The 14,647-nt window shown below is 72.3% G+C and carries 11 protein-coding genes and 1 riboswitch; of the genes, 9 read left to right on the top strand and 2 right to left on the bottom strand.

Annotated features, from left to right (window positions below; translation table 11 throughout):
* Positions 1 to 102: 102 nt before the first annotated feature.
* The 3 genes from B0E54_RS11895 to B0E54_RS11885 are packed head-to-tail and all read left to right on the top strand — an operon-like array spanning position 103 to position 3,429.
* Positions 103 to 708 (top strand): class I SAM-dependent methyltransferase, encoded by a 606-nt coding sequence (locus tag B0E54_RS11895; RefSeq protein WP_234583428.1) that lies wholly within the window; start codon positions 103 to 105, stop codon positions 706 to 708.
* 41 nt (positions 709 to 749) lie between these two features.
* The gene (locus B0E54_RS11890) at positions 750 to 2,429 is read left to right on the top strand and encodes an ABC-F family ATP-binding cassette domain-containing protein (RefSeq protein WP_234583427.1); all 1,680 of its coding nucleotides are present in this window, start codon (positions 750 to 752) and stop codon (positions 2,427 to 2,429) included.
* 37 nt (positions 2,430 to 2,466) lie between these two features.
* Positions 2,467 to 3,429, top strand: a complete 963-nt coding sequence (locus B0E54_RS11885; protein ID WP_234583426.1) for an aldo/keto reductase — start codon at positions 2,467 to 2,469, stop codon at positions 3,427 to 3,429.
* Positions 3,430 to 3,507: 78 nt separating this feature from the next.
* Here the strand turns inward: B0E54_RS11885 and B0E54_RS11880 are convergent, their stop codons facing one another.
* The gene (locus B0E54_RS11880) at positions 3,508 to 4,053 is read right to left on the bottom strand and encodes a hypothetical protein (RefSeq protein ID WP_234583425.1); all 546 of its coding nucleotides are present in this window, start codon (positions 4,051 to 4,053) and stop codon (positions 3,508 to 3,510) included.
* 66 nt (positions 4,054 to 4,119) lie between these two features.
* Positions 4,120 to 9,966 (bottom strand): ThuA domain-containing protein, encoded by a 5,847-nt coding sequence (locus B0E54_RS11875; protein ID WP_234583424.1) that lies wholly within the window; start codon positions 9,964 to 9,966, stop codon positions 4,120 to 4,122.
* A gap of 290 nt (positions 9,967 to 10,256) precedes the next feature.
* Positions 10,257 to 10,366: riboswitch (TPP riboswitch) on the top strand.
* Here B0E54_RS11875 and thiE point away from each other — a divergent pair.
* From thiE to thiD, 6 genes are all read left to right on the top strand, one after another.
* Positions 10,361 to 10,984 carry a thiamine phosphate synthase gene (gene thiE, locus B0E54_RS11870; protein WP_234583423.1) on the top strand — a complete coding sequence of 208 codons (624 nt, stop codon included), beginning with the start codon at positions 10,361 to 10,363 and terminating at the stop codon, positions 10,982 to 10,984. Its footprint overlaps the riboswitch before it by 6 nt.
* Entirely contained in the window at positions 10,981 to 12,138 is a 1,158-nt protein-coding gene (thiO, locus tag B0E54_RS11865) for a glycine oxidase ThiO (protein ID WP_234583422.1), read from the top strand. The genes thiE and thiO overlap by 4 nt, the downstream gene beginning before the upstream one ends.
* A complete protein-coding gene (gene thiS, locus B0E54_RS11860) occupies positions 12,129 to 12,329 on the top strand; it encodes a sulfur carrier protein ThiS (RefSeq protein ID WP_234583421.1) in 201 nt (66 codons plus the stop codon). The genes thiO and thiS overlap by 10 nt, the downstream gene beginning before the upstream one ends.
* Positions 12,326 to 13,105 carry a thiazole synthase gene (locus B0E54_RS11855; RefSeq protein WP_308195350.1) on the top strand — a complete coding sequence of 260 codons (780 nt, stop codon included), beginning with the start codon at positions 12,326 to 12,328 and terminating at the stop codon, positions 13,103 to 13,105. The genes thiS and B0E54_RS11855 overlap by 4 nt, the downstream gene beginning before the upstream one ends.
* Positions 13,102 to 13,851 (top strand): thiamine phosphate synthase, encoded by a 750-nt coding sequence (locus B0E54_RS11850; RefSeq protein ID WP_234583419.1) that lies wholly within the window; start codon positions 13,102 to 13,104, stop codon positions 13,849 to 13,851. Before B0E54_RS11855 ends, B0E54_RS11850 begins: the two co-directional genes overlap by 4 nt.
* Positions 13,848 to 14,633, top strand: a complete 786-nt coding sequence (gene thiD / locus B0E54_RS11845; RefSeq protein WP_234583418.1) for a bifunctional hydroxymethylpyrimidine kinase/phosphomethylpyrimidine kinase — start codon at positions 13,848 to 13,850, stop codon at positions 14,631 to 14,633. The genes B0E54_RS11850 and thiD overlap by 4 nt, the downstream gene beginning before the upstream one ends.
* The last annotated feature ends 14 nt before the right edge of the window (positions 14,634 to 14,647 follow it).

The following is a 14,647-nucleotide window of genomic DNA, read 5'->3' as shown; positions in this document are numbered from 1 at the left end:
GTCGCCCAGAGTAGGAGCCATTGTCCCTTTAGGGGGTAATATTGGGAAATGCGGCTGTGGGCCGTGTCGTGGCCCGCCCGCGCCGGTGCGAGAATTGCCGGCGTGACCGGCGACCATTACTTCACCGCGCAGCCCGCCAGCGATGCGCCGGCGCGCGACGTCGAGTTCTCCGTCGCCGACCGCGACTACCAGCTCGTCTCGGCGGGCGGTGTCTTCTCCGCCAGCCGCCTCGACCCCGGCACCGCCGTGCTGCTGCGCAAGGCCGAGCTGCCCGCCGCCGACACCGCCGGTGCCCTGCTCGACCTCGGCTGCGGGTTCGGCCCGATCGCCTGCGTGCTGGCCGACCTGGCACCGGCGGCCACCGTCTGGGCGGTCGACGTCAACGCCCGCGCCCGCGAGCTGACCGCCGCCAACGCGGCCCGGATCGGCGCCGCCGACCGGATCCGCGTCAGCGCACCTGACGACGTGCCGGCGGACCTGCTGTTCGCGCAGCTGTGGTCCAACCCGCCCATCCGCATCGGCAAGGACGAGTTGCACGAGCTGTTGCTGCGGTGGCTGCCCCGACTCGCCCCGGACGGCGTCGGCTGGCTTGTCGTCGCCCGGCACCTCGGCGGCGACTCACTGCAGCGCTGGATCGTCGACCAGGGTTGGCACGTCGAGCGGCACGCCAGCCAGAAGGGCTTCCGGGTGCTGCGGGTCACCCGGTAATTGGATGTCCATCCCGGCCCCCGCTGGGGCAGGATCCCGGCGTGGGATACGTGGACGTGGCAGCGGTCGGGCACATCCTGCCCGACGGTCGGGAACTCTTCGCCGACGTGTCGTTCCGGGTCGGGGAGGGCGCCAAGGTAGCCCTGGTCGGGCCGAACGGCGCGGGAAAGACGACGCTGCTGAGGATGGTCGCCGGCGACCTGGCGGTGCGTACCGGCACCGTCGCGCGGGCGGGCGGGCTGGGCGTGATGCGCCAGTTCATCGGCATGATCGGCGACGAGACGACACTGGCCGACCTGGCGCTGTCGCTGGCCCCGCCGCCGCTGCGCGACGCCGGCCGCCGGCTCGCCGAGACCGAGACGGCCATGCGGGCGGCCGAGGTCCGCGGCAAGTTCAGCAGCGCCGCGGGCAAGGCCCAGCTGGCGTACGCCGACGCGCTCGGCGCCTGGGGCGAGGCCGGCGGGTACGACGCCGAGGTGCTCTTCGACACCGTCGCGACAATCGTGCTCAACCAGCCCTGGGACGCCGTCCGGGACCGGCCGGTGCGCACCCTCTCCGGCGGCCAGCAGAAGCGCTTCGCCCTGGAGTTGCTGCTGCGCGGCCCGGACGAGGTGCTGCTGCTCGACGAGCCGGACAACTTCCTCGACGTGCCCGGCAAACGCTGGCTGGAGGCGCGGCTGCGCGAGTCGACGAAATCGGTGCTCTACGTCTCGCACGATCGCGAGCTGCTGGCCCAGAGCGCCGACCGGGTGGTCGCCGTGGAGGGCGGCAGCGCCTGGGTGCACCCCGGCGGCTTCGCCAGTTGGCACGAGGCGCGGGTGGCCCGGCACGCCCGCCTCGACGAGCTGCGCCGACGCTGGGACGAAGAACACCAGAAGCTGCGCGAACTGATGCTGATGTACAAACAGAAGGCCGCGTACAACGACGGTCTGGCCTCGCGCTACCAGGCCGCGCAGACCCGGTTGCGCAAGTTCGAGGAGGCCGGGCCGCCGCCCGTACCGCCGAAGGACCAGGACATCCGGATGCGGCTGACCGGCGGGCGGACCGGCAAGCGCGCGGTCGTCTGCGAGCAGCTGGAGCTGGACGGCCTGACATTCCCCTTCGACCTGGAGATCTGGTACGGCGACCGGGTGGCGGTGCTCGGTGCCAACGGCACCGGCAAGTCGCACTTCCTGCGGCTGCTGGCCCGGGGTGGCACCGATCCCGACCCGGCGAACGGGCCGGTCGACGGGGCGGGAGCGCTCGCCCCGGTGGCGCACGACGGCACGGCCCGGCTCGGCGCCCGGGTCCGTCCCGGCCACTTCTCCCAGACCCACGACCGACCGGAGTTGATGTCGAAGACGCTCGTCGAGATCCTGTGGCGGGGTGACGAACACCGCACCGGGATGGACCGGCACGCGGCGATGGGGGTGCTCAGCCGGTACGAGCTGGCCGGGCAGGGCGACCAGCGGTTCGGCACGCTCTCCGGCGGGCAGCAGGCCCGGTTCCTGGTGCTGCTGCTGGAGCTGTCCGGGGCGACCCTGCTGCTGCTCGACGAGCCCACCGACAACCTCGACCTGGCCAGCGCGGAAGCGCTCGAAGCGGGCCTGAACGCGTTCGAGGGGACTGTGGTGGCGGTCACCCACGACAGGTGGTTCACCCGCTCCTTCGACCGGTTCGTGCTGTTCCGGGGCGACAGCGAGGTGGTGGAGACCCCGGAACCGGTCTGGGACGTGGGCTGAGCGGTCACCGGGCAGCGGTGCGTCCGGCCGGCATAGGGTGGATCTCGTGACTGAGATGACCTATCGCCGGCTGGGCGACTCCGGGCTCGTGGTGTCCGTCGTCGGCATCGGCTGCAACAACTTCGGCCGCAAGCTGGACCTCGACGGCACCCGCGCGGTGGTGGACGCGGCCCTGGACGCCGGGATCAACCTCTTCGACACCGCCGACATCTACGGCGAGCCGCAGGGCGGCTCCGAGGAGCTGCTCGGGCAGGCACTCAAGGGCCGCCGGGACGACGTGGTGGTGGCCACCAAGTTCGGCATGGACATGAACGGCCTCAACGGGCCGGACTTCGGTGCCCGGGGCGCGCGGCGCTACATCGCGCGCGCGGTGGAGGCGTCGCTGCGCCGGCTCGACACCGACCACATCGACCTGTACCAGATGCACGAGCCCGACCCGGGCACCCCGATCGACGAGACCCTCGCCGCCCTGGACGACCTGGTCCGCGACGGCAAGGTGCGCTACCTGGGCAACTCCAACTTCGCCGGCTGGCAGATCGCCGACGCCGACTGGGTCGCCTCGTCCAACGGCCGGGCCCGTTTCATCAGCGCCCAGAACCACTACAGCCTGCTGGAACGCTCGGTGGAGACCGAGATCATCCCGGCGTGCGAGCGGTTCGGGCTCGGCATGTTGCCGTTCTTCCCGCTCGCCAACGGTCTGCTCACCGGCAAGTACAAGCGCAGCGAGCAGCCCCCGGCGGGCAGCCGGCTCTCCGGCGGTGGCCGGTACGCCGAGCGGCTCGCGGCTGCCGACTGGGACACCATCGAGGCCATCGAGGCGTACGCGGGCGAGCGGGGCCTGACCATGCTCCAGGTCGCGATCGGCGGGCTGGCCGCCCAGCCGGCCGTGACCTCGGTGATCGCCGGCGCCACGACGCCCGAGCAGGTGCACGCGAACGCCGCCGCCGGCACGTGGGAGCCCAGCGACGACGACCTGGCGGCACTGCGCGCCATCCTCTGAGCGCGGCGAACGACAACGGGCCGGGCCGCTCATCGCGGCCCGGCCCGTTCGTTGTGGTGGCGCCGAAGCGCCGGTCGGTCAGTCGTTCGGCGTGGCGGCGCGGCGGCGGCCGAACAGCATGGCCACCCCCATCGCCACGGCGACCAGCACGAGGCCGGCCGCGGCGAACGGCCACCACCCGGCGGCCGCACCGCGATCGCGCGGCCCGTCCGCGGTCACCGCGACCGGCTTGGGAGCCGGGGGTGACTGCGCCGCCCGGGCCTGCACCGTGGCGGTGGTCCTGCTCTGCAGCGGAGCGGGGGAGTTCACCGTCACCTTCCACGTGCCGGCGGACAGCAGCGGGCCGCTGCTGTAGAAACCCTGCCCCTCGGGCTGTGGCTCCAGCTGCACCGGCCCGACCCGCTGCCCGTCCGGGCCGGTGGCGGTGAGCACCAACCGCACCACCCGGTCCAGCCGGCGGCCATCGGGGTAGCTGGCCTGGATGGTGACCCCCTGAGCGCCGTCGCCGGCCACCGTCAGCTTGAGCTTGTCGGCCTGGGCGGCCGCCGGGGCAGCGGAGAGCAGGGTCAGGACCAGCCCGGCGAACAGGGCGGCCACCACCTTGCGGATACCCGTCACGGACATCTCCTCACTACTGATGAGGGAGGCCCCTCCCCGACACCGTGGCGTCGGGAAGGGGCCTCGATCGGATCAGAGCTGGCGACCGGGTGCCAGCCGGGTGGCGTCGCCACCGAGCCGTCCGGTGCCCTTGACCGGTTCGCCGTCGTTCGCCTTGACCCCGGCCTTACTGGCCGTGCCGCCGAGCCGAACGATCATGGCGTCGGCGTCCCGGATCAGGACGTCCCGAACCTCGGCCTCCGGCACCAGTGTGGCGTCGGCGGCGAGGGCCCGGAATGCGGTCAACTGCTTGATCGCCTTGTTGTCGTTGCCGGCCGCCTCGGCCTGCCGGGCCGCGTCGAGCTTCGCCGTCAACTGCTTCTGCGCCTTGGCCGAGAGCCGCCCCGTCGCCTTGAACCGGTCCAGCAGGTTCTGCATGTCCCGGAACGAGGTGGTGACGAAGAACCGGACGTTCGAGGTCGTCGTGTTGCCGGCCTTGTCGGTCGCGGTGACGGTCAGCTCGTGCAGGCCGAGCGGCAGCTCGTACATGGCCTGCAGGGTGCCGCTGGCGTACGCCTTGCCGTCCAGCTGGCCGACCACAGTCGCGATACCCGAGGTCGGGTCGACGGCCTGCCAGGACACCCGGACGTCCTGGCTGTCCCCGTAGAGCTGGCCGTCGGCGATACCGGAGACCAGCAGCGTCGGCTTGGTGCCGTCGATCTTCAGGATCGCCGACTTGAGCGTCTCGGCGTTGCCCGCCTTGTCAGTCGAGCGGTACAGCAGCTCGTGCTGCCCGTCACCGGTCACCGCGACCGGCTCCGAGTACGGCGTCCACGCGCCGCCATCCAGCGACCACTCGACCGTCTTGACGCCGGAACCGGCGTCGGTCGAGGTCAGCACCACCGGGATCGTCCCGTTGTGCCAGCCCGCGTCGTTCGCCGGAGCGAACGTCGCAGTGGTGACCGGCGCGGTGGCGTCGATCTTGACCGAGACGGTCTTCGTCGACTCCACGTTGCCCGCCTGGTCCGTCGAGCGGAACCGCAGCTCGTGCTCGCCGTCCCCGCTGACCGTCACCGGAGCGGTGTAGTCGGTCCAGGTGGTGGCCCCGTCCAGCTGGTACGCCGTACCGGCCAGTCCGCTGCCGCCGGCCTCGTCGGCGGCGGTCAGGGTGACCGTCACCGGCCCGGTGTACCACCCCTCGGTGGGGGTGCCGGACACCGCCGCCGTCGTCACCGGAGCGGTCTCGTCGGTGACCACCTCGGTGCTGAGCCGGAAGTAGTCGAACGAGGCCGTCTTCGACGCCGTCTGGTTGGCGCCGAGGGTGAACAGACCGACCTTCGGGGTGGCCCCGACCGCGCTGCTGGTCAACGTCTCCAGCGTGGTCCAGGTCGTTCCGTCGGCCGAGTACGACGCCGTGAAGGTGTCGCCGCTGCGGGCCAGCCGCAGGTGCCACACCGCCGAGGTGAGGCTTGTCGCCTCCGGCTGCGGGTTCTGGACGACGCCGCCGATCTCGCTGCGGAACTCGATCCGCCGCGTGACCGTCTGGCCGGCCTGGTTGTCCGCGATGAAGTCGAACTTCACGTAGTTGTCGTCGTCCGCCTGCACGAGCAGACCCGCCTGCTGGTACTGCTCGTTCAGCAGGCTGCCGTCGACCTTCGTCTCCAGGGTCCAGTCGCCCGAGGGCGCGGTCTGGAGGATGAAGTTCTTCGGCCCGGTGTTGTCGGTGCCGTAGATGTCACCGTTCGGCACGTCGATCCGCAACGCGCCACCGGTGACCCGGTAACCGTTCGGGTCCTCCCGCTGGATCGCGTCCCACCGGCACTTGTCCAGCGTGTCGCCGGTGAACTCGTCCGACGGGTCGACCGGGCCGGCCGGGGCGTCCGGCGTGACCACGAACGAGTCGAACGCGGCGTCCACGACAGGTGCCTCGGTGCCTCCGTTGAGCGCGAAGACCCCGATCCGCGGGTTGGTGATGCCGGCGAGCGCGGCCGAGCGGCCGACCGGGGTGAACGTCTGCCCGTCGCCCGAGACCGCGGCGGTCAGGTTCGTCCCGTCGCTGGTGATCCGCAGGTACACGGTGTCACCCGCCGGCGCGTTGGTGGCGTCCGCAGCGTCGTTGCGCGGCGTCGCGGCAGTCTCTCGGATGAACTCCACCCGACGGCTGCCGTTGTAGAGCAGGTCCACCTTGGCGTAGTTGTCGTCGTCGCCGTACACCAGCAGACCGGCCTGCTGGTAGTTGGCCGTCACCGGAAGCGTGACCTTGGTGGTCATCTCCCAGGCGCCGGTCGGCGCCGCCTGGAGCACCAGGTTGGTGGCGTCGTTGCGGGCGCCGTACAGGTCACCCACCGAGGTGGGCAGCTTCAGCGCTCCACCGCTGAGGGAGTAGAGCTGGTTCTCCCGGACCACGCTGGTCCACCGGCCCTTGTCCAGGGTGTTGCCGTTGAAGTCGTCCGAACGCGCCCCGAAGCAGGACGTGTCCGGAGCGTTCACCCGCACCGGCACTGTGGCGTACGACTTGGCACCCTTGCTGTCGGTCACCGTGAGGGTGGCCGTGAAGGCTCCGACGCTCGTGTACGTGTGGCTGGCGTCCAGGGTGGACGCCGTACCGCCGTCACCGAAGTCCCAGGCGTACGTCAGCGGGGTGTCGCCCTCGGCGTCGGTGGCCGTGCCGTCGAACGCGACGGTGACCGGAACGGTGCCGCTGGTCGGGGTCGCGGTGGCGGTTACCACGGGCGGCCCGTTCTCGGTGACGCCGCGGCCGACGAAGTCCATCCAGTTGACGTTGAACAGCGAGCCCGTCCCGCCGTTCGGATCGCGGGCCACGAAGTACAGCGAGCCGCTCGCGGCACCGGTGACCGGCGCGCTCACGTCCGTGTACGTCTGCCACGCCCCGGTCGACGGGACCGTGGCCGTGGCTACGACCGGCCCGTCCACCGCGCCCGCGTGGACCTCGATCCGACCGCCAGCGGCGGCCGAGGCGGCCCGGAACCGGATCTCGGTGATGTTCGTCAGGTCCGCCGGGACGACCGACCACCAGTCGCCGTCCTCGATGAACGCGATGCTCTGGCCGCCACCGGCGGTGTCGGCTCCGGCCTCCCGCTGCACACCGGCGTCTCCGCCGCCGGTGCTGCCCGGCACCCGGCCGGTGGCCGTGAAGTACTCGGCCTGCTTCTGCTTGGGCTGCAGGATCTCGATGTCCCGGCCGGTGAGCGCGCCCGCGCCGCCGGCGCCACCATCGTCGGTGTAGGTGGCCTCGAAGACCGCGAAGACGTTCGCCTCGGCGCCGTGCCCGGAGGCGAGCGACGTCTGGACCGTGCCGGTGCAGCCGGTGTGCTGCTCCAGCGGGTGGGCGTGCTCGTCGTGACCGAGCAGCACCTGGAGGTTCACCCGGGCGCAGTCGATCTGCCCGTCCTCCGGGTCGGTCACCTTGACCGTGTAGCGGACCTGGTCACCCCAGTTGAAGAAGCCACCGTCCGGCGGGAACTCGATGCTCACCGTCGGCGCGGTGTTGCCCACGGTGACCGGAACGTTTGCCACCGCGGTACGGCCCTTCGGGTTCGTCACGGTGAGCTGGGCGGTGTAGTTGCCCGCCATCGCGTACGTGTGCGTCGGGTTGGCCTCGGTGGAGGTCTGCCCGTCGCCGAAGGTCCAGGCGTAGGTGAGATCGCCGCCGTCCGGGTCCCGGGAGCCGGCGCTGGAGAAGGTGACGGTCAACGGCGCCGGCCCCGACGTGGGGTTGGCGGACGCCGCGGCGATCGGTGCGCGGTCACCGGCGGTGTAGTCGATCCGGTAGATGCCGGAGTCGTCGTTGTTGCCGCCGAAGCCCGTACCCCACTCGATCAGGTAGAGCGCGCCGTCCGGGCCGAACTCGAAGTCCATCGGCCGGATCATCTTCATGCCGGTGAGCAGCTGGTTGATGTCCACCAACGACTTGCCGTCGGCGGTCATCTGCATCGTGTACATCTTGTTCTGGTTCCACTCGCCGAGCAGCGCCTTGCCGTCGTAGTAGGCCGGCCACTTGCGGGGGGAGTTGAGGTTGGCGTCGTACCGGTAGGCCGGGCCGCCCATCGGGGCGCCACCGCCACCGATCTCCGGGTACCGCGCGTCACCGGCGTAGCCGTAGTCGACGGTGGCCGGAACGACAGGCGGGAGGTTGGTCAGGCCCGTGTTGTTGGGCGAGTTGTTCACCGGCGCGGCGCAGTCGAACTTCGGCCCGCTCGGGCCGGACGGGAACGTGTAGTCGTTGTACGCCTCGTTCGTCCCGGTGCAGTACGGCCAGCCGTAGTTGCCGGGGGTCACGACGTTCCACTCGACCAGACCGCGGGGGCCCCGGTCCGGGTTGTTGGCGTTGGCGTCCGGTCCGTAGTCCCCGACGTACAGCGTGTCGGTCTTCGGGTCGGTGCCGATCCGGAACGGGTTGCGGAAGCCCATCGCGTAGATCTCGGGACGGGTCTTCTCGGTGCCCGGCGCGAAGAGGTTGCCGGTCGGAACGGTGTACGTCCCGTCGTCCTCGGGGTGGATCCGGATCACCTTGCCGCGCAGGTCGTTCGTGTTGGCGGCGGTGCGCTGCGAGTCGTAGTCCTGACGGCCCGGCCGCTCGTCGAGCGGGGCGTAGGCGTTCGACTCGAACGGGTTGGTGTTGTCACCGGTGGCCAGGTAGAGGTTGCCGGCGCTGTCGAACGTCATGCTGCCGCCCGCGTGGCAGCAGGTGTTGCGCTGGGTGTCGACCCGCAGCACCTGCTTCTCGCTCGCCGGGTCGATGGTGTCGCCGGTCACCGTGAACCGGGACAGCAGGTTGCGCGTGACGCCGTCGTTCGGGGCGTAGTAGAGATACACCCACTTGTTGGTGGCGAAATCCGGGTCGAGCCGGATGCCGATGAGGCCGTCCTCGTTGCCGGTGAAGACGTCCAGGTCGACGGCGGTGACGGTGCTGCCGGTGTCGGGCTTGATGATCTGCACCCGGCCGTCGCGCTCGATGTAGAAGACCCGCCCGTCGGGCGCGATGTCCAGCTCCATCGGATTACTGGTGTTGCTGTCCAGGGTGATCTTCTCGAAGCTGGAGGTCTTCGAGGCGCCGCAGTCGGCGTCGATCACGCCGGCCGCGGTCTGGATGCCGCCGAGCAGGTGCTTGAGGAACTCGGGCTCGGCGTACGACTCGCGGGTGTGCCCGCCGCCGGTGTACCAGGAGCGGCCACCGTCGAAGTCCTGGCACCACGCCGTCGGGTGGTCGGCGCCCATCGCGCCGGCGCCCGGGGTGTAGCTCTTCTCGTCCAGGCTGGCCAGCACGTGCACGTCCGGCCGCGGGTTGGTCTGGAAGTTGTACCACTCGTCGAACCGGGACCAGCGGTCCGGCAGGTCGGCGGTGGACGGGTGGGCGTGGTCCTCCACCTTGACGGTGGCCTGCTGGTTCTGCGGGTGGTTGGCGAAGTACGCGCCGACCAGGTCGCCGTACCAGGCCCAGCTGTACTCGGTGTCGGAGGCCGCGTGGACACCGGCGTAACCGCCGCCGGCCCGCACGTAGCGCTCGAAGGCCGCCTGCTGGTCGGTGTCGAGGACGTCACCCGTGGTGGAGAGCCAGATCACGGCCTTGTACTTGGCGAGGTTGGCGTCGTTGAACGCGGCGCCGTCCTCGGTGGTGTCCACAGTGAACCCGTTGGCCGCGCCGAGCTGCTGGATGGCGGCGATGCCGGTGGGGATGGAGTCGTGCCGGAAGGCGGCGGTCTTGGAGAAGACCAGGACGGAGTAGGGGTCGGCCGCTGCGGCCTTCGGTGCCTTCGGCACCGCCTGGGAGAGCGGAGCCGCGACCGGCACGTCTCGCGCGGGGATCTGCGCTGCGGCCGGAGCCGCCTGCGCCGGCGACCCGAGCAGGGTCGTCGAGGCTAGCGCGAGGGACAGCAGGGTAGCGGTGAGTGGTAAACGGGCACGACGAGAACGGGACACGCCGCCTCCAATGTCGCGGTGGACAGGAATCGCGGGGGCCGGCTGCCGAAGACCGTCCCGGATGGAGCCGGTGGGGACGCCGTGCCAGGGCGTCCACGCCGGCATTTTGTCGAATCGCTGAACAAATTAATTCTGGTGTATCGATGTCGGGCAAGATGCCGGCTGGTAACGGTTCTGCAACGGCGGGCGACATTCCGAACAGGACCGGAGAAAGTACCCCATCGATGGAGTGGCCTCCGGCCGACGGCCAGTCCCTTGGCAGACCGGCGGAACTGTCGTACGGTGACACGCAAGTAACCCACGGGAGCCCGGTGTACCGGGCTGAGAGGGGGGCTGACAGCCCCCGACCGTTGAACCTGATCCGGGTAATGCCGGCGCAGGGAGGAGCGTTGCCGTGCCGTCCCTTGGACGACTGCATCTCGTCACCGACACTCGACCCGGGCGCGACCCGCTCACCGTGGTCCGGGCCGCCCTCGCGGCGGCCCGCGCCGACCTCGTCGTACAGGTCCGGGTGGAGGACTCCGCCACCGACCGCGAGGCGTACGACCTGGCGGGCCGGGTGCTGGCGCTCTGCGCGCCGTACGGGGCGACCTGCCTGGTCAACGACCGGCTGCACGTGGCGCTCGCGGTGGGCGCCGCCGGTGGGCACGTCGGGGCCGACGACCTGCCGGTCGCCGCCGCCCGGCACGTGCTCGGCCCGACCGGCGTGCTGGGGGCCACCGCCCGCGAGCCCCGGACCGCGATCGAGGCGGTCGTCGCCGGCGCCAACTACCTGGGCGTCGGCCCGTGCCACACCACCAGCACGAAGACCGGTCTGCCGGATCCCATCGGGCCCTCGGGCGTCCGCGACGTCGCCGATGCCGTCGACGTGCCGGTCATCGCGATCGGCGGGGTGACCGCCGCCCGGGTGCCGGAGCTGCGGGCCGCCGGGGCGTACGGGGTGGCGGTGGTCGGTGCGCTCTCCGGCGCCGCCGACCCCGCGCGGGCGACCGTCGACCTGCTGCGGGCGCTGGCGTGACCCGCACCGATCTGGCGGTGGTCGGTGCGGGCCCGATCGGACTGGCCATCGCGTGGCGCTGCGCCATCCGGGGATTGCGCGTCGAGGTGCACGACCCCGCCCCCGGGTCGGGGGCGTCGGCAGTCGCCGCCGGCATGCTCTCCCCGGTCGCCGAGGCGTACTTCGGTGAGCGGCAGCTGACCGAGCTGCTGGTGGCGTCCGCCGCCCGGTGGCCCGGGTTCGCCGCCGAGCTGACCGAGGCGAGCGGCACCGAGATCGGCTACCGGACCGAGGGCACCCTGATGGTCGGGCTGACCGGCGACGACCTGGCCGAGGCACGCCGGCTCTGGGCGTACCAACAGGGGTTGGGTCTGCCGGTGACGCCGCTGCGCCCGAGCGAGCTGCGCGACCGCGAACCGGCGCTGGCCCCGCGGGTGCGTGGCGGCGCGCTCGCGCCCACCGACCACCAGGTCGATCCCCGGCTGCTGGTGCCGGCGCTGCGCACGGCCGCGCGGCGGGCCGGCGCGGTGCTGGTGCCGCAGCCGGTCCGGCGGCTGTCCGACGTGGACGCGGGGGTCACCGTGGTCGCCGCCGGCTGCGGCGCCGCCGCGCTCACCGGCCTGCCCGTGCGGCCGGTGAAGGGCCAGATCCTCCGGCTGCGCGCGCCCGGCGGCGTCGCGCCGGGCTTCCGGCACGTGATCCGGGGGTACGCCGACGGCGAGCACGTCTACCTGGTGCCCCGCGCCGACGGCGAGGTGGTCCTCGGCGCGACGGTCGAGGAGCGGTCGGACACGACCGTCACCGCCGGCGCCGTGCAGCGGCTGCTGCGCGCCGGGGTCGACCTGCTGCCCGAGTTGACCGAGTACGACCTGGTCGAGGCGGTCGCCGGCCTGCGGCCCGGAACACCTGACAACGCGCCGATCCTCGGGCCGCTGCCCGGCCGGCCCGCCGTCCTGGCCGCCACCGGGCACCACCGGCACGGCATCGTGCTCACCCCGATCACCGCCGAGACGATCGCCGACCTGGTGACCACCGGCGAACCCGACCCGCTGCTCGCGCCCTTCGGCGCGGACCGGTTCGCCGTCGCGTCGACAGGTACCGGCGACGCGACGCGGGTCGGCGCGGGCGACAGGAGCGGACCTGGACGAACGACCGAGGAGGACCGGTGGAGTTGACGGTGAACGGGGCCGGACGCAGCGTCCCCGGCGGCGCGTCGGTGGCCGACCTGGTCCGCGACGTCGCCCCGCACCAGCGTGGCGTCGCGGTAGCGGTCAACGGCGAGGTGGTGCCCCGGGCCGGCTGGCCGGGCACGGTGCTGCGCGACGGCGACCGCGTCGAGGTGCTGACCGCGGCGCAGGGCGGGTGAGTGGCATGTCGTTCGAACTGGGTGGGGTGGCCTTCACGTCCCGGCTGATCCTCGGCACCGGCGGCGCCGCGAACCTGCACGTGCTGGAACAGGCGATCCGGGCGTCCGGCACGGAGCTGGTCACGCTGGCGTTGCGCCGGGTGGACACCGCCCCGGGCACCGCCGGGGGGCTGCTCGACCTGCTGGACCGGTGCGGGGTACGGCTGCTGCCGAACACCGCCGGCTGCCACACCGCCACCGAGGCGGTGAAGGTCGCCCGGCTGGCCCGCGACGCGTTCGACACCGACTGGGTCAAGCTGGAGGTGATCGGCGACGAGCGGACGCTGCTGCCCGACGGCGTGGAACTGCTCCGCGCCGCCGAGGAACTGGTCGCCGACGGCTTCACCGTGCTGCCGTACACCACTGACGATCCGGTGCTCGCCCGCCGCCTCGCCGACGTGGGCTGTGCCGCGGTGATGCCGGCCGGCTCCCCGATCGGCTCGGGGCTCGGCATCGGCAACCCGCACCACATCCGGCTGATCCGCCAGAGCGTGGACGTGCCCGTGATCCTGGACGCCGGCATCGGCACGGCGTCCGACGCGGCCCTGGCCATGGAGCTGGGCTGCGACGCGGTCCTGCTGGCCAGCGCGGTGACCCGGGCCGCCGACCCGGTGGCGATGGCCACGGCCATGCGGTACGCGGTCGAGGCGGGCCGCCTGGCCGCCGGTGCGGGCCGCATCGCCCGCCGCTTCCACGCCCTCGCGTCCACTCCGGACGAGGGAAGACCGGACCTGTGACAGGCGTCCTGCCGTCGGGGGTCGTCCTGTTGACCGATCGGCTGGTCGCCAGGGGCGGTCTCGAACGGGTCGTGGCGGGGGCCGTCGCTCAGGGAGTGCGGTGGGTCGTACTGCGGGAGAAGGACCTGCCCCGCGCCGAGCGCGCCGCCCTCGCGGTCGACCTGCGCGCGATCCTCGCCGCCGCCGGGGGGACCCTCGTCGTGGCCGGCCCCGACCCGCTCGGCGGCGACGCCGTCCACCTGCCGGCCGCCGGCCCGTACCCGCCACCGGCCCTGCCGCTGGTCGGCCGCTCCTGCCACAACGAGGCCGAACTAGCCCGCCTGACCACCGAGCACTACGCCACCGTCTCCCCGGTCTGGCCAACAAAGTCCAAGCCCGGCTACGGCCCACCCCTGAACGTCGCGGGACTGGGCAGCCTGGTGCGCGCCAGCCCGGTGCCCCTGCTGGCGCTGGGCGGGGTTGAGACCCCTGATCAGGTAACCGCCTGCGTCGAGGCCGGAGCCGCCGGAGTGGCAGTGCTGGGCGCACTCATGCGAGCAGCAAACCCAGAAGAAACAGCACACCTACTGACCAGCGCTTTCGTCAAGGCGGCCACCCAGAAGCTCGCAAAAAGCCGGAACGGGCGCACGGAGGTCCCCCGGTCAGGGCTGCGGCCGACCGTGCCCACGCAGGGATCAAGCCTGACCGCCCGGAGTGGGCACGGTCGGCCGCAGCCCCAAAGCGCAACCACAGAGGAAAGCCAGTGACCCCGAAAACCATCCTCACCATCGCCGGCTCCGACTCCGGCGGCGGCGCCGGCATCCAGGCCGACCTCAAGGTCTTCGCGGCGCTCGGGGCGTACGGCACCAGCGTCCTCACGGCGGTCACCGCGCAGAACACCCGAGGTGTCGACGCCGTCCTGCCGTTGCCGCCGCGCACGGTCGCGGAGCAGTTGGACAGCGTGCTCACCGACTTCACCGTGGGCGCGGTCAAGACGGGAATGCTCGGCACACCCGCCGTCGCCGACACGGTGGCCCGGGCCGCCCAGGACGGCCGGCTGCCCCAACTCGTCGTCGATCCGGTGCTGGTCGCCACGAGCGGCCACCGGCTCGGCGTGGTGGATGCGGTGGAGCGGCTGCTCCCGTACGCCCGGGTGGCGACGCCGAACTGCGCGGAGGCCGCGGCCATCACCGGACGCGCGGTGGACGACCTGGCCGGGATGATCGTCGCCGCCCAGGCCCTCGCCGCCGGCGGCCCGGAGCACGTCGTCGTCACCGGCGGTGACCTGGGCGGAGACGAAGCGGTCGACGTGCTGCACGGGGGCGGCGTCACGACGCTGCTGCGGGGGCCACGGGTGGATACCCGGCACACCCACGGCACCGGGTGCTCGTTCTCGGCGGCGATCGCCGTGCGGCTCGCGCTGGGCGATCCGGTGCCGGCGGCGGTGGGGGCCGCCAAGGAGTACGTGCTCCGCGCGCTGACCGGCGCGCGGGGTTGGGAGCTGGGCGCGGGGCGCGGGCCGCTGGATCACTTCGGCTGGTCCGCCTGATCACCAGGGAGGTT

The organism is Micromonospora sp. MH99, assembly GCF_021442385.1.
Lineage (GTDB): Bacteria > Actinomycetota > Actinomycetes > Mycobacteriales > Micromonosporaceae > Micromonospora.
This window is presented reverse-complemented; position numbering and strand designations above follow the sequence as displayed.

What these genes read in the sequence shown, in the direction of transcription:
- B0E54_RS11880 (WP_234583425.1), bottom strand. Translation starts at nt 4,053, where the DNA reads ATGTCCGTGACGGGTATCCGCAAGGTGGTGGCCGCCCTGTTCGCCGGG.